Here is a 20,501-nt window from a genome sequence, read left to right on the forward strand (position 1 = left end):
GAAAACGGCGCTATTAAAGAAAGAAGTCCATACGGAAATAGATCGGCGCTTCGCGCTCGATCACATCGGGACGTTCCAGGGAATGAGCGAACGTCACTGAGGCAGCAACGTGCTGGCCACGCGTAAACAGCTCGAACGAGTTACTGGACAAGCGCCCATGCTGATTGCCGTTGTAACGATCGTTGCGGATAACACCCTGGTCGTAACCGGCAGCCGCGCCATACTCGGCGAACACCGGGCGCAGCCAGTCCAGGGTGACCGGGCGAGTCAGGCGCAACTCGTTACGCCAGTAACCACCGCTGTCGCCAGACAGAAACTCATCCTTGTAACCGCGAACCGATGCCGATCCGCCCAAGCTGGTGCGTTGCGAACTGAACAGCACATCCTCACTGCGCTGCCCGGTGGCCAGGCTGGTGAAGCTGAGGTTTTCGCCCCACAGTTGAAAGGGGTGCAGATAGCTGAGGGTGCCGGTGTATTTGCGATACCGCGCATCGGCCTCACCCGGGCGAGGATCGTGGTTGCCCTGCGCGTCCAGTGCACCGATGCCTTGCTGCATGCCCAGATCGATGTTGACGAACGCCGAGCCGACCCGCCGACCGTGGTTGATGCCGAACTGCGCCTCGGTGATGCGATTGCTGCTGACTGCCAGCTTGCTGCCTTCGACATAATTGTTGGTGCGCAGGTAGGACAGACCGGCGTTGAGCGAGGTCTTGCTCAGCGCGTCGCGATACACGACCCGCTCGGCCTTGAACTGGTGGTTCTGGCTATCGCCGTCCTGCTTGAAGTTGACGTTCGAGGCCTGCGCCACCGAACGATATTCACTGGTGTTGTACAGGTAGCTGAACGTCCACCAGCCCCACGGCAGGCTGTAGGCAAGCGAGGCGTTGCGGGAGGCTTTCTGCCGATCGCTGATCGCGTCGTGGCCGCCGCGCAGGCTGAACTGGTCGGCCAGCCCCGACGGATTATCCCACTCAAGGCCAGCGTTCCATTGCTGCTCGCCGGTGCTGCGCTGACCTTCGTTGGTACGCGACAGGTTGGCCCGCCATGGTTTTTGCGGAGTGTTCTTGACCACTACGTCACTGCCACCGACGGCCTTACCGGGGGTCAGCTCCATCTGCGCCTGATTGGACGGCAGGCGATTGAGCTGATCGACCATCTGCTCGATTTCGCGCAGGTTGACCATCTGGCCTTCCCTGCCGGGAAACGTCATGGCCAGCTCACTCGCCGACAGGCCGCTGGCAGGATCGCCACGCAGATGCTCAAGCTTGCCTTCGATGACCAGCACTTGCAGGTCGCCTGTCGACAGGTCCTGTTGCGGCAGATAGGCGCGAGTGGTCACCAGGCCTTTTTCGAGGTAGTGATCGGTGATGACTTTAAGCAGCTCATTGAGCTGCGCGACACCAAGGCACTTGCCAATATAGGGCTTGGTCAACGCATCGCGCTCGGCGGCCGATAGCGAGTCGGCGCCCTTGAGCTCAATACGATTGATGGTGAAACAACGTGTATCGGCCGGAGAACTCGGGGCAGCGGGTGCGGTTTGTTTGCCCGGCAGGTCCTTGAGTTCTTCAAGGCGGCGGCGCTGCTCTTCGAGCAGGCGATCCTGACGGTCACGAATAAGATCCTGGTCACCTGGCAAACTGGCGGGAGCAGTGGCTGCAAGCGAGGTAGCTGGCGCGATGGCGAGCAGTAGCAGCAAAGCCAGTTTTAGGGCATGAGGATACACGGCGCGTCCTTGCGGTAGCATATTGATATCAAAAAGGTGGGTAATACTAGAACGCCATCATAGCGGCGTCAAATATTTGTATCGACCTTGTATCCGATTTGTTGAACTTTTTTTTGAAGCTGATTTTTTACAACTCTGACCTTTAGCCAGCGCTCAAGGGTCATGTGCTTAATATTGATAGGGGATAGCGTATCTTTTCGACATAGTATTAAGGTCATAATTAAATATATGCAGAAATGCTAATCGGCTATTACGCGAAAACCGGCTGGGCTCAAGGCCGCAGACACACTAATAAAATGACTATGGTCTAAGGAAACAGGCGCAAGCATGCTGACCTTCCAGGGCCCTGGAGCCGCGACGGCGGTATTTTTTGCATGGCCAGGGTGTAAGACAGAGGCAGCAGGTTTCGATCAAACCCTGTGGTGTGGCGCATGAGCAAAACGGGATGAGTAATAACAGCTAGTTGTCGGACACCACTCGACAATGAACCGCTATGCCAGAATCAGCGCCGCCTGCCGTTGAATGCAGTATCGGGTCTCTGCAGCCTGTATCTATTTAAAAGCGAGTCATCGACTCTACAGCCTCCCGCGCCACGCACGGGAGGCTTGTCGAATCACTGTTGTCCGGACAACTTCATGATCATTCGCGACAGCAAATAGATCCGCGGCGCCACGCTGCCCACTTCGGCATACTCTTCGGGTGTATGAATATTGCCGCCGACAATCCCGAAACCGTCCAGCGTCGGTGTACCCACGCTGGCAGACAGGCTTGAATCCGCCGCCCCTCCGCTGCCCTCGATGGTCAGGGTGCGACCCAGTTCACCGTAGATGCCTTGTGCCATCGCGACCAATGCATCGGACTGCGCGGTTTGTGGCATCGGTGGCAGGCCACGGACCAGGCTGGTCTTGACCTCGGTATCAGGCACCAGCTTGTTGGCCGACACCTTGGCCAGATCCTGCTCGACGCGGTCGAACTCCTCCGGTACGGCAGCACGCACGTCGGCCTTGGCGCTGGCCTGATCGGGAATCACGTTGGTGCGATCCCCCGCCTTGAGCACGGTGAAGTTGATGGTGGTTTTCTTCTCCTCGTCACCCAGCTTGCCGAGTTGCAGGATCTGATGGGCAACTTCGGTCGCGGCGTTACGTCCCAGCTCAGGCGCAACGCCTGCATGCGAGGCCTTGCCTTTGACTTCGACCAGCGCGGTTGCCGAGCCTTTGCGCCACACCACCAGACCGTCGGCCGGACGCCCCGGCTCGAGGTTGAGGGTGACGTCATGCTCCTTCGCGGTTTTCTTGATCAGCTCGGTACCGACGCCTGAGCCGGTCTCCTCGCTGGCGTCGAGCAATACCGTGATCTGCGCGTAGTCGGTGAACTTCAGGTTGTGCAGCACCTTCAGCGCATAGATAGCGGCAACGATACCGCCCTTGTCATCCATCACCCCTGGGCCATAGGCACGCCCGTCCTTGATATGAAACGGTCGCTCGGCCGCAGAACCTTCCTTGAACACGGTGTTCATGTGCGCCATCAGTAGAATCTTCGCCTTGCCGGTGCCTTTCAGGGTGGCGATGACGTGGTTACTGGCCTCTGGCGTATTTGGAACGAGCTCGATGGTGGCTCCAAGCTTTTTCAGTTCTTCGATCGCGATGTCGCTGACCTTGGTCAGGCCCGGGACATACCCGGAACCCGAGTCGATGTTCACCAGACGCTCCAGCAGCTTCAAGGCTTCGTCCTTGTATTGCTCGGCATCGGCCTGGATGGCCTTGTGCGGTTCGGCCATGGCCGCCGGTGCCAGGGCTGTCAGCGCAAGCGCCAGGGCGAGATGAGCAGCCAGTGGCGAGCGGGTAAATGAGCGCATGTGTTTCATCCTTGTGTTCGATCATCGAGGTTTTTTCAGGACCATACCCTACACACGTACCGGCCGTCATGGTTCAGCTCGCCTTGCGCCAGCGCTCGAAGCGGTCGAACAGCAACGCGTAGAGGATCGGAATCAGGCCCAGTGTCACCAGCGTACCCAACGCCAGGCCACCCATGATGGTGATCGCCATGCCCTCCCAGAGCGGGCCGGCAAACAGCATCAGCGGCACCAGCCCGATGATGCAGGTCAGTTTGGTCATCACGATCGGCCGCAAGCGCTTGATCGCTGCATTGACCACGGCGTCATGCACCGCCAGGCCCTGCTCGCGTTCAACCTCGATACGTTCGAGCAGCAGCACGGCGTTGTTGACGATGATGCCGGCCAGCGACAGCAGCCCGAAGGTGGCCATGAAGCCGAACGGATAGCCGGTGAGCACCAATGCCAACGCCACGCCGATCAGCACGAAGGGCACGCTGGAGATGACGATCAGCAGCTTGCGAAACGAATTGAACTGCCAGACGAACAACAACAGCATCGCAACCAGTGCGTGTGGCATGTACTGCAGCAGCGCCTGATTGGCCTCGGCCGAGTCTTCTATTTCGCCACCCGGTTCGATGTGGTAACCCGCCGGCAGGCTGATTGCAGCTATCTGCGGTGCCAACTGCTCGACGATCGAGGTCGCTGTCATTGACGGATTGTGTCCGACCACCGTGATCGCGCGTTGCAGATTACGCCGCTGGAGGGTCGATGCCTCCGCCCTGGGCTCGACAGTGGCAATGGCCGACAACATCAACGGCGCACCCCCGGAAGCCGGGTAAATCAATGTGCTGTCCAGATCATTGCCCGGTTTGCTCAGCGTGCTCTGCTCGCGCGCCACAATCGCGACAGCAATATCGCCATCCTGCAGCGACGACACGGACAGCCCGCTGTTTCTCAGTTGCAGGGCCTGGGCGATGTCCTGAGTGGCGACACCGGCCTGCAGGGCCTTGTACGGGTCGACGACAACGTCGTAACGCAGCAATCGGGTCCGCCAGTCATCGTGCACGTCCAGGGTTCCAGGCAACGCCGACAACGCCTGCTCGATCTGTCGGGCAATACCGCGCAACACTTCCTCATCAGGACCGATGACCCGGTAGACCGCAATCCCCGCCTCGGTGGTGCCCATCGAGAATCGTTTGGGCTGCGCTTCGATTTCAGGGTGATGCGTGAGGACAAATTGCCGTGCGCGCTCGATCACCGCATCAAGGTCGGCACCCTCGCGCACGCTGACAGTGAAGTACGCGATATTCGGCGCCGGCAACGGGGGATTGAGGCCAAGCACGATCCGCGGCCCGCCACTGGCGACATAACCAATACTGTGTTCCACATCCTGATCGCTGCTCAGCCACTGGCTGATATCACGCACCGCTCGCGACGTGTCTCGCGAGCTGCTGCCGGGCTCCAGCACCAGCGGAATCTGGAACTGCATGCGGTCCGACTTCGGCAGAAAATCGTACGGCACCCGGGTCAGCACCACGACCGCCAACGCCAGCAACCCCATCATGCAGGCAATGAAGATCAGCGAGTGATTCAGCAAGCCCTCGATGACCTTGCGATAGCCACGGTAGAACACCGAGGCATACTCATCGGCCTCGTCCGCCGACGCTTTGACGGCCGGCATCCTGGCGAAGTAAAAGCACAACAGGGGCGTCACCGTGACGCTGAGCAACCACGAGCTGATCAGCGTCGTGGCGAGCACAACCGCCAGCGAACGCAGGTATTCGTTGGTGCTGGTCTGCCCCAGAAAGAAGGGCGAAAACGCCAGCACGATGACCAGTGAAGAGGTCAGCAGAGGGATCATCAAGGTGCGCCCTGCCTCCTCACAGGCACTTCGTCGATCCTCGCCCGCATGCAGGCGTCGCTCGATGTCTTCGGCGATGACAATGCCGTTGTCCACCAGCAAGCCCAGCGCCAGGATGATCGCGGCAATCGACACCGTCTGCAGTTCGATCCCCAGTGCGCGCATGACCAGCAGCGTACTGAGGATGGTCAAGGGCACAATCACCCCGACCACCAGGCCGGTGCGCCAGCCCAGAAACAGCATGACCACGCACATCACGATCACCACCGTCTCGGCCATGACGTGATACATCTTGCTCATCTCGTGCTCGACCACGCTGGACTGGAAGGTCACCACGTGCAAGGTAAAGCCCGTCGGAAGTTGCTGCTCCAACTCACCGAGTCGCTTGCGCAAGGCATCACCGAACGTCTGCACATTGAGGCCTGGCTGCATCGAAACCGCCAGTACCACAGCATCCTGTCCCTGGTAGATCGCTTCGGTTTCCGGCGGGTCGACAGGGCTCACCGATACCCGACTCAGGTTCTGCAACGCGACCTTCTGACCATTGGGCAACTGCACCGGGAACTGCCGAAGCTGCTCCAGCGAAAGCACCTCGCCACTGATCGAAAGCGTGGTGCTCTGCTGGCCAATGACCGGGTTGCCTCCTGTCGCTATCAGGTTGCGGGCTTGCAGTTGCTGAAGCAGCTGTTGGGGGGAAAGTCCGGCGGCGGCCAGCGTCTGGTGCTCGACATCGAGGTAGATGCGCTCATCCTGCAGGCCATATAACTGCACTTGATCGACACCCTTGAGCGCATAAAGCTGATTGCGCAAGCGTTTGATCGGGCCGCGCATCTCGCTCATGGTGAAACCCGGTGCGGTCAGCGCGACCGAAGCCACGGCCACGCGACCGAAATCATCATCGACAAACGGCCCTTGGGTGCCAGGCGGAAAACCACCGCTCGTTTCGCTCACCTTCGCCCGGAGCCGTTGCCACAGCAGCCCGAGATCCTTGACGTTGTCATACGCCGTGACCTGCACGATCACTCGGCCAGGCTGGACCGTGGTGAGCACGTTCTTGATCTCGGCCAGTTCACGGATACGCTCTTCGAGCGGCCTGGCGAGCAATTCCTCGCTGCGCTCTGCGGACAGCCCGTCCAGAGACACGCTGACCAGTGCGTCGCGAACAGTCACCGACGGCTCTTCCTGAGAAGGAAAGCTCAAAAAAGTCGCGACACCGGCCAGCAAAATCAGCAAGGCAGCAAACAGGGTCAGGCGGCTTGCGCCCATGGCGCGGGAGGTAAGATTCATTGCGCATCACCGGTCAGGCGAGTGTCTGAATGAAACAGCGTGACGGGCTGACCGTCCTGCAGAAAAGCAGCGCCGGCAGTGACCACCTGTTCACCTGCGACCAGCCCGCTGACCACCACTGCCCGGCCCTCTCTGACTGTACCCAGCGTGACGGAGCGGACGGCGACTGTTCCTCCCGGCTGGTGGACGAAGACTTCGGCAACGTGGCTGCTGGTCCCCATCCATAATGCTTGCACCGGAACTGACAGCGACTGTGCGTCGGCAGCGGGATGCATTTGCACAAGCAGCGTGACGCCACTGGGCAGCCTGCCGGCAGGCCGCAGCACTCGGAACACGGCCGTTCTGACCAGCCCGTCATCGGCTCGGGGCGAAATGCCTTCCAGGGCGAGATCAAACCCTACCGTACCGTCTGCGCTGCTGGAGGCGCTGGCGAGGTCGCCCGGCTCAAGCGAATCGGCAAGTGCCAACGGAACAGCCGCCACCACTTGTTGCTCTGCGGCGGACTCGATATCCAGCAGCACCTGCCCGGCGGGCAACAAGCTCTGCGGTTGTGCATGACGGGCCACCACGCGCCCGGCAAAGGGTGCGATCAAGCGGGTGCGATCCAGTTCGCGACGGGCCAGGTCCAGCTCGGCTTGCGTGCGGATCAACTCGGCGCTGGCTTGTTCACTGGACGACTGGGCCGACTCGACCACGCTCTGGGCGACACTGCCCGCTGCGAGCAGGTTTTGCTGACGCTGGTAGTTACGCTGGCGCTCCAGCGCCTGAGCCCGAGCCAGCCGCAAAGCGGCCTGCGCCTCCTGCAGACGCAATTGCGCAGGCTGCGGATCAAGGCGGGCGAGCACCTGGCCCGGCTTGACGCTATCGCCAATGTCGACCCGCAGCTCTGTCAGGGTGCCTGCCGATTCAAACGCCAGACTGGCGCGCTCCTGCTGTCGAACGGTGCCGATGAAGCGCAGCGCAGCGCCCTCTCCCGCCCGCACCGTCTCAACCTTGACTGCCCGGACAGGCGGAGCACTGGCCGTCTGTTTATCACCGCAGCCACCGATCATCAGGGTGATCAGCACGACGCCGCAAGCGCGTGACACACGCCTCCGTAGAGCCAGAAACGCATCAGGATTCAATCGCATGGCAGGCTTCAACCCTTCAGAAAGCGTAATTCAAGGCAATCAGGCCACTGCCTTCGGCATCGGTCTCGACCAGTGGGCTGCCACGGGTCTGATCGGTGTAGTGCGTCACCCCGACGCTGGCGACGGTTGACCAGTGGGCGTCGAAGGTATGCTGCCAGGCGAGCGCCGCCGAGTACGCGTAAATGCCGCTGTCTGCGTTGAAACGGGAGAAGCCGTTGCGCTGACTCTGGATCGGGCTCACGCCGAAATAGGTCTGGTTGTAACGGCCGTCCCCGGCGTGCGCATCGATGTCGAGGGTCACTGTATCGGTCTGGCTGTGGTAGGCAATGCCCTCGAAACCCAAACGGTAACGATTGCCACGTTGTTCGCCAGCCACCCGCAGTTCGGCCTCGGCACTGACGGACAGCCACGGCATGAGTTGCTGAGAAACCATGAAGTCGCCCACGGTCGCGCCCTTGACGGTGCCCATCCCTCTCAGTTCGTTGGAACCAGGCCGATTCGTGCTGTTTTTCTCGGTCCGACCGAAATCGTAATTGAGTGCAGCGCTGGCACCGAACCCGGAATCCGACTGCCATTGCAGCCCCAGACCGCGCGTGGTGTCGGCGAAGAAGATGCCGCGCTGGACCGTCAGCATGGGCACCACCTGACTGCGGTATTCATCGGCACCCATGTAGCGCGGCAGCACGGCCATGCCGAGCCCGAAATTGACGTTGAACCGGTCACCCAGCATCGACTGGCTTTCAGCAGTGCTGTCCTGGGCACAGGCCTGACCGGCCAGGCTCATGGCCGCAGAGGTGATCAACACGGTCAGCACAGGTTTAAGCAGCGCAGACCGCAGGTGAGTACGAGAGATTGCAGGACTCATGGGGATACTCCGGTTTCATTCAGGATTGGGGTGGGGTTATCGGTTCTGCTCCCCGCAGTACTCGAAACAGATCGATACGGTTTTGCTGCAGCGCGTCGAGAGACTTGCGAGCGGCTGCGTCGGCTTCGGCAATACGGAGAGTGGAAACCAGCAATGCAGTACGCTCGACCGCGCCCGCATTAAGCTCAAAGGACAGGCGCCGCACTTTTTCCTGGACCAGCGCAACCCGCTCGACCTCGTTGCGGACATGGTTCAGGGCCTGCTGACGGCGGGTCAGCACAGCGGACATTTCATGGAAGGCGTTCTGCACGGCCTTTTCATACTCGGCCACTGCGATCTGCTGACGCACCTTGGCAAGATCCAGGTTGGCCTGATTACGCCCGCCGTCGAACAGCGGCAGATTCAATTGCGGGGTGAACAGCCAGGCACCGCTGCCGTTGCTGAACAAGGTGCGCAGGCTGTCGCTCTGCAAGCCCACGCCGGTACTGAGTTTTATCGACGGAAAGAACGCCGCACGGGCAGCACCGATGTTGGCATTGCTGGCCTTGAGGGCTTCTTCGCGCTGATGGATGTCGAAACGCTCCAGCAGACGCTGAGACGGCAGATTCGACAGCCAGGCCGGCGTCTCGACCAGCGCGGCGGTCAGCGCAGGGGTATCTGGCTTGGTCGCGGGCAACGCTGTCGAATAGCCGGTGAGCAACAACAAGGCCTGCGACGCGTTGGCGTGATCGCTTGCCGCATCCTGTACCTGCTGTTGCGCAGTCAGGGTGTCTAGGCGCTGTGCCATCAGATCGTCCAGCGAAAGCGCGCCTTGACGCTGCTGCTCTTCGGCCGCCTTGACCAGCATCAGCCGGGCCTCGTGAACCGCCTGCGCATCCTGCTGCACGGCAGCCGTCAGACGCTCGGCCAGCCAGGCGCGGGCGACTTCCGCGATCAGCGCACTGCGTGCCGCCTGCTGGCCGTAGGTGCTGGCCAGATAATCGTGCCGCGCCGCTTCTGACAGGCTGCGCACGCGCCCGAAGAAATCCAGTTCGAAGTCAGAGACGCCCACCGACGCTATGGAAATGTCCTGACCATAACGCTCGTCGGCGGCCGCATTATCGAAGTGCTGACGATCGCGCTCGACACCTGCGGCAAGGGTCGGAAAGCGATCGGCACGGGTAATGCCGCGCATTGCTCTGGCCTCCTCCACACGCAGCACAGCCACACGCAAATCGCGATTGAACGCCAGCGCCGATTGCAGCAGACCGCGCAGCTCGCCCTTCGGCGATAACTCGCCAGCCAGCGCTTCTTCGTCGGCACTGAGCACGACGACTGTGGAGGTATTCGCAGCCGCGACCACAGCAGGCACCTGATCGACAGGGACCGGCAACGCTGGACGCTGATAGGCCGGTATCAACGAGCAGCCCGAAAGAACCAGGCTCGCCAGCATGGCAAGGCAATACCGTCGGCGGTTGCGGATACGCTTGGACAGCGGTGTACTCATCGGCATAGGATCTGTCCGCGACAGTGGGCTCTGGGCAGCATCCTGAACGTCGACTTTCAACAAACCGTTCGTGAATTATCAAGATTTGATCAAGAGGCGCTCTCGTGTCAGGAAAACGCATTCTTATCGTTGAAGACGATGCCGACAGTGCCAGCATTCTCGAGGCTTACCTGCGTCGTGACGGTTTCAACGTCGGGCTGGCCGAAAACGGTCAGCGCGGTATCGATATGCACCGTCAGTGGAAACCCGACCTGATTCTGCTGGACGTCATGCTGCCGCTTGTCAGTGGCACGGACGTGCTGTCGGCCGTCCGGCGCTGCAGCGACACGCCGGTGATCATGGTCACCGCCATGGGCGACGAACCGGAAAAACTCGGTGCCTTGCGCTATGGGGCCGACGATTACGTGGTCAAGCCCTACAACCCGCGGGAAGTGGTGGCCCGCGTGCATGCGGTTCTGCGGCGCTCCCAGCAGAACGGCAACAACGAGCGTCATTTGCGCTACCAGAACCTGCTGGTGGAGCTGGACGCCGTCACCGCGATCATTGAAGGTCAGGATGGCGCAGAGACCGTGCTCGACCTGACACCTACCGAGTTCAAGATCCTCTCAACGCTGCTGAAAACGCCGTCCAAGGCTTTCACTCGCGAAGAGCTGCTGGAAATCTGCCTTCCCGACAGCGAGGCGCTGGCCAGGGTTGTCGATGCGCATGTGCATAACCTGCGGCGCAAACTGGAGATCCATGGCGTGGACAACGTGCTGGTCACCGTCCGTTCGGTTGGCTATCGGTTCAGGTGATCCTCATGCGACATTTTTTCAGGCACAGACAAAAACCGTTGTGGCACTGGGTCGGCATGCGCATGAGCATGCTCGCCGTCGGTGCGGTCATCGTCATCGCGTTTTGCATGTGGCTGCACGTCACGGTCTCTGACTGGCTCACTCTGCAGGCCATGCCGGCCGACGTGCGCATGGAGTTCCTGCGGCTGCAGGCCGAGCCCACCCTGGACATGGTCAAGCTACGCGAACTGTTCTTCGAGTATTACCCGATCGAAAACCTGCTGCCGGGCATTGCCAACAAGGAATGGTGGGTGCTGGCAGCACTGGTATTGGTGGCGATCCCGATCATCCTATTCTTCGGCTTTCTGTTTTCCCGCCCGCTTTCCAGCCAGTTCTCTTCGATTGCCAGAGGCGCACGTCAAGTCGCCCAGGGCGACTTCAAGACACGCCTGCCGATGAGCACCAACGGCCCGGACGAATTGCAGGCGCTGGTCAGCGACTTCAATACCATGACCACCCAGCTCGGCCGTTACGAACTGGAAGTCAGCGAATCCAGCGCCATGATTGCCCATGAGTTGCGCACGCCACTGAATGCCGCCATGGGACGCATACAAGGCATGATCGACGAAGTGTTCCCGCGTGACCTGGCACAACTGGAAATGGTCCATCGCCAGCTCGGCCAGTTGAACAAACTGGTGAGTGATCTGCACCTGCTCTCGCTCGCCAGCGCGGGTCAGCTGACCCTGGACAAGACGGAGTTTTCCCTTGAGAAACTGGTGGTCGAACGTCTGAGCTGGTTTGCCACGCCGCTCGATGAGGCAGGTGTCGTCGTGACGATCGATATCCCGCGGAAATTGACCGTCAACGCCGACCGTGACCGAATCGGCCAGGTGGTGAATATTCTCGTCGATAACGCGCTGCGCTATTCGGCGATGGGCGGCGAGCTGCTGATTGTCGGCAAAGCCAGCGCAGGGCGCATGGAACTGACCGTCTCGGACCGCGGCCCCGGCTTTGACTCGGAGAACCTCGAACAGGTATTCGACCGCTTCTGGCGTGCCGAACGTTCACGGGCGCGTTATTCGGGAGGCAGCGGCCTTGGCCTGTCGATCGCCAGAGCCATTTGCCTCGAGCATGACGGCACTATCGAGGTCCGCAACAGGCCAGGCGGAGGATCCGTCATCCGCCTGGAGATTCCGGGCTGAGCCTGCCTGCCCGGCCCCGCAGATCAGTGCCCCATCAACGAGTCGATGCCGTCCGGCTTGTCGTGCACACCAAACCGGTCCACCAGCGTGGCGGTGGCCCGGTTCATGCCGATAACGTCGACGCTGATGCCTGCCTTTCTCAGTTTCAAAACCACCTTGTCCAGTGCGGCCACAGCGGTGATGTCCCAGAAATGCGCCTCGCGCAGATCGATGACCAGTGTCTCGAGGCTTTCGCGCAGGTCGAATGAGGCCATGAAACGGTCAGCGGAGGCGAAGAATACCTGGCCTGTCACGTAGTAGGTGCGATGGCTGTGGAAGGGATCACGGTGCGACGTGACGTCAAGGAAGTGAGCGATCTTGCTGGCAAAGAACATCGAGGCAAGCAGAGAACCGACCAGCACACCGTAGGCAAGGTTGTGGGTCGCCACGACCACCACCACGGTGACCACCATCACGATGTTGGTCGAGAGCGGGTATTCCTTGAGGTTGCGGATCGATCCCCAACTGAAGGTGCTGATCGACACCATGATCATCACCGCCACCAGCGCCGCCATTGGGATACGCGCCAGCCATTCGCCCAGAAACAGCATCATGATCAACAGCAGTAAACCTGCGCTGAGGGTTGAAAGACGTGTTCTGCCGCCAGACTTCACGTTGATCATCGACTGGCCGATCATGGCGCAGCCGGCCATGCCCCCGATCAGACCCGTGGCGATATTGGCAATGCCCTGCCCTTTGCACTCACGGTTTCGGTCACTGGTGGTATCGGTCAGGTCATCGACGATGGTCGCGGTCATCATCGACTCCAGCAGGCCCACCACAGCCAGCGCGGCGGAATACGGCAGAATGATCAGCAGGGTGTCGAGATTGAGCGCGACATCCGGCCACATGAAAGTCGGCAGGCTGTCGGGCATTGCGCCCATGTCACCCACGGTTCGTACATCGAGCCCCATGTAAATGGACATTGCGGTGAGCAGCAGAATGCACACCAGCGGCGAAGGCAGCAGCTTGCCCAGCACCGGCACACGCGGGAACAGGTAGATGATTGCCAGGCCCGCTGCGGTCATCGCATAAACCGGCCAGGTCACATGGGTCAATTCCGGCAACTGGGCCATGAAGATCAGAATCGCCAGTGCATTCACGAACCCGGTAACCACCGAGCGTGAAACGAAGCGCATCAACTCACCCAGGCGCAGATAGCCGGCGATGATCTGCAGTACGCCGCAGAGCAAGGTGGCGGCCAGCAAATACTGAAGCCCGTGCTCTTTGACCAGATTCACCATCAGCAAGGCCATCGCACCGGTGGCCGCAGAAATCATCGCCGGGCGCCCGCCCACGAAAGCGATGACCACGCAGATACAGAACGACGCGTAAAGCCCGACTTTCGGGTCTACCCCGGTAATGATGGAGAACGCGATGGCCTCTGGAATCAGGGCCAATGCAACAACCAGCCCGGCCAATACATCGGCACGAACGTTGGAAAACCACGCAGCTTTGATTTTTTCTAACATGGGAATACCTGTGGCAGACGCAGCAAGACGCACGGCAGCGATTGCCGGACGAGCAGGAGCATCGGTTTTCGATTAAGTAATCAGAGTGGGAGTGGCGGCGACCAAAAAACGGGCGCAGCAACGGGCGACTGCAGCAAGAAGGCAGTCAGGTGTTGCGAGGGGGGCGTAGCGCTAAGGCGGCGTAGGCAGCCAGTTGGAACGGGACACGTCTATTTCCTTCGATGGGTCGTAAGGCGCTGGCATCATAGACCTATCCGTTTGAGGGGTTCAAGCGCAAGCCATCTCCCCGAACGACCTGAGTGACGGGTGGCGTAACACTCTGCAACACCTGCAAAAGCCATCTGATCCTGTTTTTTACAGCCCTTTTGTCTCTGTTCGTTATGACCGGTTTCGCTCATGATGCAGCCTTGCTCATTCGAAGCCGCTTATGAAACGCTACGAAAAATTTGCCGCCGACATCTCGGAAATGATTCGCAGCGGCGTCCTGCCCGCCGGGGAAAAAGTCCCGTCCGTACGCGTCGCGAGTCGCACCTGGTCCGTCAGCCCCGCGACGGTCTTCAAGGCCTATTACCTGCTGGAAGACAAGGGACTGATTCAGGCCCGCGCACGCTCCGGGTATTACGTGCGCGAGCATGCCGCCAATGCACTGACCGAGCCTGAACTGATCAGACACACCAGCGAAGGCACCGAACTGGGCGTCAGCGACCTGATCTTTTCAGTGCTCGGCTCGCTCAAGGACCCGGACACCGTGCCGTTCGGCTCGGCGTTTCCCAGCCCGCACCTGTATCCGCTGGCGAGCCTGGCAAAGTCGATGGCGTCAGCTGTGCGTGCGCTGACGCCTGCGGGCATCGTCAGCGACATGACCACCGGGAATCCCGAACTGCGCCGACAGATCGCCCTGCGCTACATGATCAGTGGCGTGCGCTTGCCGGCTGACGAACTGGTCATCACCAATGGCGCGATGGAAGCCCTGAACCTGTGCCTGCAGTGCGTCACCGAGCCCGGCGACCTGGTCGCCATCGAAGCCCCGGCGTTCTATGCCTGCCTTCAAGTGCTGGAGCGCCTGAAGCTGAAAGCCGTCGAAATTCCCGTGCATCCGCGTGACGGCGTGGACCTCGACTCGCTGCAGGACAGCCTGACACGCCTGCCGATCAAGGCTTGCTGGTTCATGAGCAGCTTTCAGAACCCATTGGGCGCGAGCATGACTCAGGAAAACAGGATCAGGCTCTACGACCTGCTGGAACAGCATCAAATCCCGTTGATCGAGGACGATGTGTACGCCGAACTGTATTACGGCGCCAAGGCGCCTCACCCGGTGAAAAGCCTGGACCGCAGCGGACTGGTGATGCACTGCAGCTCGTTTTCCAAAACCCTCGCACCCGGCTATCGGGTCGGCTGGGTGGCAGGCGGGCGTTACACCGAGCAGATTGACCGCCTCAAGCTCATGACCACCCTCTCCCCTTCGGTCCCCGCCCAGGCCGCGCTCGCCGACTACCTCAAGCATGGCGGCTATGACCGCCATCTGCGTAAACTGCGTGACACTCTCGAACTGCAACAAGGCGCGATGCTCGCCGCTGCCGCCCGCTATTTCCCGGCGGCGACACGCGTCACCCGCCCCGTCGGCGGCTACTTTCTGTGGTTCGAATTCCCCGGGCAGGTTGATTCGCTGCAGCTCTTTCAACTCGCGCTAGCGCAAGGCATCAGCCTCGCACCCGGCCCGATCTTTTCCGCGTCACGGCGCTTCAAGAATTGCGCGCGCCTCAACTACGGCACGCCCTGGGACGAACGCAGCGAGCAGGCCATGGCGATGCTGGGACGTATCATCGCGTCGTTCTGAGCGTTTTCATGCCTTGCATAAAGGCAACTGATCCGTATTTTTAAGCCGTTTCTGAATCTGTACCAGAATCTGTATGAGCACGATAATGGCAGCGCTTTCAAACGCGCAGGCCAACCGCCAGAAGCGATACCTGCGGCTCGTTACAGACAGATCGATCAGCAGGAGACGCTCATGGGCAAGCTCGGACTTTCTTTGATAGGTTTTTTATTGTTGGCAATCGCGGTAGGTTTGTTGGGGACTATTTCGCCGTATTGAGGCGCCGCGAGCCAGGAATGCTGAAGCCGCGTCGCATTAGCGCCAAAACGAAAAAACCCGCCATTAGGCGGGTTTTTTCTTGTTCAAAGGCCTACACATCGCCTTTGAAATATATTCTGGCTCCACGACCTGGACTCGAACCAGGGACCCAGTGATTAACAGTCACTTGCTCTACCAACTGAGCTATCGCGGAATGAGCGCTATGTTACTGATTCGGAAAAGGAAGTCAAGCAGAGCAGAAAAAAATCCTGCTCGTTCATCCGGATGCCATTTCCGGCCAGACAGGGGCACAGGTCAGAGGACTGCCTGCAGTACACGGTAGTCCTACTTGATCCGGTAGTGAAAGGTATTCTTCACCCCGGACACTGTCACCGCCCTGCCCTCGACGGTCCTTGGCTGATAACGAAAGGTCTGCGCTGCGGTCATTGACGGGCGCTGGCCAGAATCAAACGCCGACATATATGTGACTCTGATGCGACAGAGCGTCACGCGTTGCCCGCAGCGACCGCCAATGCAGTGCTGTTCAACCGCGATGGTACTGACGACGCAGAGTGCGACGTAAGTGACGGCTGAGTCATGGTGCTGATCCGGGGTGGCGTACACGTCAGATGCGAAGCAAAAACCTGCAACACACGAGAGCTGATTCGACCTTTCACGGTCCGCGTGACCCGTCACCGAAGTGTCATGTGCATCTGTTCTGCTGGCCGATAATCAGCACCTCAGGAGCCGTCTGTTCATGTTCAGGATTATCCAACCTCATCGCTGGAAACTCGCCGTGCTGATGGTCGCCTCCAATCTCGGCCTGCTGGCGTTTCTGGCATTCGGCACCGTCAAACCTGTCAGCGAATGGCAGTGGCTGGACATCGTCGGTGAAGGTGGCTCTGCCCTGCTGTCGCTGGTCTGGCTGTTTCTGGTGTTCAAGAGCAGACCGGCCGGCCGTGTGACCAATTACCTGTCGATCGGCCTGAGCTGCGTGTTCTTCTCGTGGTGGATCGACGCGCTCGACGAATTTATCCGCCTGCCCACCGAAATCGAATGGGATCACTGGCTGGAATCCGGCCCGATGCCGGTCGGCCTGATCCTGCTGACTTTGGGCATCTACCACTGGCATCGCGAACAACTGGCAATCAGTGCGCAAATGGAAAAGCGTGAGGGCGGCTTCCGGGAGCACCGGCTTTACGACAAGCTCACCCCGCTGGGCAGCGCCGACTATCTGAAGCGCCAACTGGTGATCAGCCTGGAACAGAGTGTCTGCCAACAGCAGCCGCTGTCGCTGCTGGCGCTGGACCTGGATGGTTTCAGCGCGATCAACAATGCCTTCGGGCATGCCGAAGGCGACGAGGTGCTCTCAGCGCTCAACCACTTGCTGGTACTCAATCTGCGCCGCCAGGACCTGCTCTGCCGCCTGGCCGGCGACCGCTTCGTGGTGTTGCTACCCAACACCGCAGAAAGCCAGGCAAAACTGCTGGCGCTGGAGTTGCAGCAGGCGGTCGCCAGCCTGGCGCACAAGACCCGGCAACAGGGCGAGCGCATTCATCTTTCGGCCAGCGTGGCGGTCGTCATGGCACTCAATGAAACGCCGGACAACCTGCTACGCCGCCTCAATCTGTCGATGGCCCGCGCCCGACACCCTCTGACCCGCACTGCCTGAGCGCCTGACATGACGCTTAAAAGTGACTGGTACGAAGTCGACAGCCGCTTCATCCCCAGCCAAGCTGAAGCGCAAGCTGCACAAGCACTGCACGCACTTTCAGGCGCAGCACGATCTGGCGCGCAAACACGTCGCGTTGTACCTGTATCAGATCAAGGGGATGAGCAATGAAGCCGTGGCGGACTATTTGAACTTCAACGACCCGGCCAATTTCCGCCGTTCATTCAAACGCTGGACAGGCAGCACGCCGCCCCTGATACAGCGCCTGTTCAACTTAGAGTGAGCGCGCCTCAGCGCTGCACGCACAGCTTGTAGCCCAGGCCATGGGCGGTGTGCAGCAACGGCGTGTCGTGGCCGCCATCCAGTACCCGCCTGAGCACATGGATGTTGCTGCGCAAGCTGCTGCTGTTCGGGGCATCACGGCCCCAAAGCGCCTCCTCCAGTTCGGATCGCTTGACTATGTGCGGGCTTTTGCGCATCAACAGTTCCAGCAGTTTCATGTTGGTCGGGTTGAGCTTCAAAGGCACGCCTTTGCGGGTGACCTCCAGGGTGTCCAGATCGAACTGCAGGTCGGCAACCACCATCATCCGGTTGTCCTGGCGCTGCCGTCGGCTGACAATCGCTTCGACCCTGGCGAGCACCTCGGACATTGCAAACGGCTTGGTGATGTAGTCGTCGGCGCCCACCTTGAAACCGGTGAGCCGATCATCCAGTTCATCGCGCGCGCTGAGCATCACAATCGCGACTTCCGACTTAGAGTACTGGCGCAGGCTGTGGCAGATCTGATTGCCGTCGATGCCGGGCAGCATGATGTCGAGGATGATCGCATCGAAGCGTTTCGAGGCGGCCAGATGCAACCCGCTCAGGCCGTCCAGCGCCCCTTCTACCGCATGCCCCCTGAGCTCGAAGAACTCCAGCAGGTTGTCGTGGATATCACGATGGTCTTCAATAACCAGAATGTTCATTGCCGTGCCTTGTTATTTTTCTACCCGGCCGACCGGGCATCTGCTGCCAATGCGTCTGCAGGCCGAGTGCCGAATGCATCAGGTTTGTTGACGGCCACTGCCTGGCTAATCGGCTGTTGCAACCTCGATCGGCCATAGAAGCACAAGGCAACCAGCAGCGTGCTCAGCCACACCACGATACCCGCCCAGAAGGTGTGCGACATGAAGTGCCAGCCTTGCAGTACCCGCGTGGTGCCGTAAATCATCCCGAGCAGGAGAATGCCCGCCAGCAAGACTTTCGAGTGCCGCCAGCAATAGCGACGAGCCACGAAGTACAGGGCCAGCAGACTGAACGCGCTTGACGCATGACCGCCCGGCCAGCATCGCCCGGCGCCAGCCTCGTGGAGCAGGTTGAAGTTCCTGAACCACTCGATGTGCGCCTGGCTGCCACCGTACAAGGTGGTCTCGACGGGGCAGTAAACGCTGGTATGGCTTTTCAGGTAATGGATCATGCCGGTGCTCAGCGCAAAGGCGACGATGACGAAAAAGAAGTCCAGCCGGTGCCTGCGCGCAAAACGCAGAAAGGTGCCCAACCGAGAGCCCGTCAGCCGCCTCGCGAGGCGCGAATCATCATATTTTTCCAGCAACGGCCAAACGAAGGACAGCATCGCACCGATGATCGCCAGTTCCCCGGTCCAGTTCGGAAGGATCCTCGCCCATCTGTGCGTGATGTTCTCGAACAGATGGCTCTGGCCGATGGGGAACACTCCGGCCGTCGAATCAAAAAACAGGTCAGTCAGTTGCCGGTCGATCGTGGTCAGGTCGAAAGTAACGAAGACCAGTAGAGCGAAAAACACCGGTAAACCCAGGTTTATGCCGTAAAACCGCAGCCTGGCGCTGGAAGATGTCGTCAATTGAATTGCTCGCTGTTGAGGTTTGCCCATTGCCCGGCATTCAGGGAGCCGAGAATTTTTGGTGGGTGGCTGCCGTCTACTTGTACGAAAAACGCCTGGGTGTACTCACTGGAGCGCTCGCCGCCAGGTACGCCGGCCTTGCGTTCGAACTGGTCGATGCAGCCACTGTGAGTGACCAGTACCATGTTCTCGCCGCTGACCTTGTGGGCCTGCACAGCCTTCATGAAGCCGCTGTCACAGTCGTTGATCCAGTCCTCAGCGACCACCGCGTGTCCTGCCAGCAGTTGCGCAGTCTGTTGCGTGCGGGTTTTGGGGCTGGCGATCATGCGCGCGTGGTCCATGCCCATCTTCTGCAACCCGGCACCCACCGCCAGCGCGGTATCGCGGCCGTTGGAGGTAATGCCGTCGGCGTCGCCCATGCACGGGTTGCTCGAGCGGTCACAGCGTTCGGCATGGCGAATCATCACCACCACATTGCCTTGTCGCCAGTGCTCGCGAAGGCCGGAAACGCTCAGGTTTCTACCGACTCCCAGGTCCACTACATGCACACCGGAGAACGACGAGTAGAACCACGCACAGATAGCCATCAGCACGACGGTAACTGACATCGATACGATGTGCCGATGCAATTTGTAGCGCTGACTGATGCCCGAACGGGGAAGTACATTCTTGTTGATTATCGTGTTGGTCAAGGGACCACTCCTGCCATGAACCTATGTGTGGCGTTGACCCAGGGAGTGCCCGAGGTCTTCGCCGCTCCCATGCAGGCAAGATAGGTTCAGCATCGTCCCGATGCAGTGAAGAAGATGTGAAAAACGTGTTGTGGCCCAGCGCCATGTTTTTCACGCGAGCGCTCTGGAATGGGGGTTTGCGGTTTTACAGGCATGAACATGAAGATAATTTAAGCGTTTTTGCCGAAAGTTCCGTGCTCATCAGGACGATTTTTAACTGGCCGACCGTCTGCTGCAGCGGCGCTGCAAAGGATTAGCCACTAAAACGCTTATCGTTTACCATGCCGCGCGTCGGTTTCCGAGAGGAACTAACAGGGAATTCGCGCGCCTTTTTCCACCAGGCGAAAAACGAAACTGCCCCCGCAACTGTAGGCACCGAGCCTGCTCCATGACTGCCACTGGATCGTGATCCGGGAAGGCCGGAGCCTGGCGATGACGTGTCAGTCAGGAGACCTGCCGACCCGATTCAACCAACTAACCGGCGGGGTGTCCGGGAA

The 20,501-nt window shown here is 60.0% G+C and carries 14 protein-coding genes, 1 tRNA gene, 2 pseudogenes and 1 riboswitch; of the genes and pseudogenes, 5 read left to right on the forward strand and 12 right to left on the reverse strand.

The genetic code is table 11. The annotated features are described in order from the left end of the window. Positions 1-13: 13 nt before the first annotated feature. From JOE39_RS09155 to JOE39_RS09180, 6 genes are all read right to left on the reverse strand, one after another. Positions 14-1,723, reverse strand: coding sequence for a ShlB/FhaC/HecB family hemolysin secretion/activation protein (locus JOE39_RS09155; protein ID WP_003396514.1), 1,710 nt, complete (start codon positions 1,721-1,723; stop codon positions 14-16). A 613-nt stretch (positions 1,724-2,336) separates the two neighbouring features. Then, positions 2,337-3,578 carry a M20/M25/M40 family metallo-hydrolase gene (locus JOE39_RS09160; RefSeq protein ID WP_210077446.1) on the reverse strand — a complete coding sequence of 414 codons (1,242 nt, stop codon included), beginning with the start codon at positions 3,576-3,578 and terminating at the stop codon, positions 2,337-2,339. 73 nt (positions 3,579-3,651) lie between these two features. Next, positions 3,652-6,705, reverse strand: a complete 3,054-nt coding sequence (locus JOE39_RS09165; protein WP_210077445.1) for an efflux RND transporter permease subunit — start codon at positions 6,703-6,705, stop codon at positions 3,652-3,654. After that, on the reverse strand, positions 6,702-7,835 hold the full coding sequence (locus JOE39_RS09170; RefSeq protein WP_057445679.1) for an efflux RND transporter periplasmic adaptor subunit: 1,134 nt from the start codon (positions 7,833-7,835) through the stop codon (positions 6,702-6,704). Before JOE39_RS09170 ends, JOE39_RS09165 begins: the two co-directional genes overlap by 4 nt. A 16-nt stretch (positions 7,836-7,851) precedes the next feature. Further along, the gene (locus tag JOE39_RS09175) at positions 7,852-8,700 is read right to left on the reverse strand and encodes a MipA/OmpV family protein (protein ID WP_074908344.1); all 849 of its coding nucleotides are present in this window, start codon (positions 8,698-8,700) and stop codon (positions 7,852-7,854) included. Positions 8,701-8,719: 19 nt separating this feature from the next. Further along, a complete protein-coding gene (locus tag JOE39_RS09180; RefSeq protein ID WP_096113654.1) occupies positions 8,720-10,192 on the reverse strand; it encodes an efflux transporter outer membrane subunit in 1,473 nt (490 codons plus the stop codon). 98 nt (positions 10,193-10,290) lie between these two features. On the opposite strand from JOE39_RS09180, the gene JOE39_RS09185 reads away from it, so the two are divergent. Together JOE39_RS09185 and JOE39_RS09190 are read left to right on the forward strand one after the other, a co-directional pair. Further along, the gene (locus tag JOE39_RS09185; RefSeq protein WP_003411441.1) at positions 10,291-10,980 is read left to right on the forward strand and encodes a response regulator; all 690 of its coding nucleotides are present in this window, start codon (positions 10,291-10,293) and stop codon (positions 10,978-10,980) included. Between the two features lie 5 nt (positions 10,981-10,985). After that, positions 10,986-12,161 carry an ATP-binding protein gene (locus tag JOE39_RS09190; protein WP_096113655.1) on the forward strand — a complete coding sequence of 392 codons (1,176 nt, stop codon included), beginning with the start codon at positions 10,986-10,988 and terminating at the stop codon, positions 12,159-12,161. 23 nt (positions 12,162-12,184) lie between these two features. On the opposite strand, the gene JOE39_RS09195 is transcribed toward JOE39_RS09190, so the two are convergent. Then, the gene (locus JOE39_RS09195) at positions 12,185-13,672 is read right to left on the reverse strand and encodes a SulP family inorganic anion transporter (RefSeq protein ID WP_096113656.1); all 1,488 of its coding nucleotides are present in this window, start codon (positions 13,670-13,672) and stop codon (positions 12,185-12,187) included. Between the two features lie 427 nt (positions 13,673-14,099). Here JOE39_RS09195 and mapR point away from each other — a divergent pair, with 427 nt between their 5' ends. Continuing rightward, the gene (gene mapR, locus JOE39_RS09200; protein ID WP_096113657.1) at positions 14,100-15,509 is read left to right on the forward strand and encodes a GntR family transcriptional regulator MpaR; all 1,410 of its coding nucleotides are present in this window, start codon (positions 14,100-14,102) and stop codon (positions 15,507-15,509) included. A gap of 372 nt (positions 15,510-15,881) precedes the next feature. Here the strand turns inward: mapR and JOE39_RS09205 are convergent. Both JOE39_RS09205 and JOE39_RS09210 read right to left on the reverse strand, forming a co-directional pair. Next, positions 15,882-15,957 (reverse strand) — tRNA-Asn (locus JOE39_RS09205). Positions 15,958-16,088: 131 nt separating this feature from the next. Further along, positions 16,089-16,199 (reverse strand): annotated as a pseudogene (locus JOE39_RS09210) (energy transducer TonB); the annotation flags it as partial. A gap of 301 nt (positions 16,200-16,500) precedes the next feature. Here JOE39_RS09210 and JOE39_RS09215 point away from each other — a divergent pair. After that, positions 16,501-17,415 (forward strand): GGDEF domain-containing protein, encoded by a 915-nt coding sequence (locus JOE39_RS09215; protein WP_024661816.1) that lies wholly within the window; start codon positions 16,501-16,503, stop codon positions 17,413-17,415. Positions 17,416-17,467: 52 nt separating this feature from the next. Continuing rightward, positions 17,468-17,698 (forward strand): annotated as a pseudogene (locus JOE39_RS09220) (helix-turn-helix domain-containing protein); the annotation flags it as partial. A 7-nt stretch (positions 17,699-17,705) separates the two neighbouring features. Here the strand turns inward: JOE39_RS09220 and JOE39_RS09225 are convergent. From JOE39_RS09225 to JOE39_RS09235, 3 genes are read right to left on the reverse strand one after another with little or no spacing between them, the layout of a single operon-like run. Next, positions 17,706-18,380: a response regulator transcription factor gene (locus JOE39_RS09225; RefSeq protein WP_003315442.1), complete on the reverse strand. Its 675-nt coding sequence runs from the start codon at positions 18,378-18,380 to the stop codon at positions 17,706-17,708. A gap of 20 nt (positions 18,381-18,400) precedes the next feature. After that, the gene (locus JOE39_RS09230) at positions 18,401-19,303 is read right to left on the reverse strand and encodes a phosphatase PAP2 family protein (RefSeq protein ID WP_044313403.1); all 903 of its coding nucleotides are present in this window, start codon (positions 19,301-19,303) and stop codon (positions 18,401-18,403) included. Next, positions 19,270-19,965: a histidine phosphatase family protein gene (locus JOE39_RS09235; RefSeq protein WP_032662321.1), complete on the reverse strand. Its 696-nt coding sequence runs from the start codon at positions 19,963-19,965 to the stop codon at positions 19,270-19,272. The genes JOE39_RS09230 and JOE39_RS09235 overlap by 34 nt, the downstream gene beginning before the upstream one ends. A gap of 314 nt (positions 19,966-20,279) precedes the next feature. Beyond that, a riboswitch (cobalamin riboswitch) is annotated at positions 20,280-20,480 on the forward strand. Positions 20,481-20,501: the final 21 nt, after the last annotated feature.

This window comes from Pseudomonas sp. PvP100 (assembly GCF_017833055.1).
Taxonomy (GTDB): Bacteria; Pseudomonadota; Gammaproteobacteria; order Pseudomonadales; family Pseudomonadaceae; genus Aquipseudomonas; species Aquipseudomonas syringae.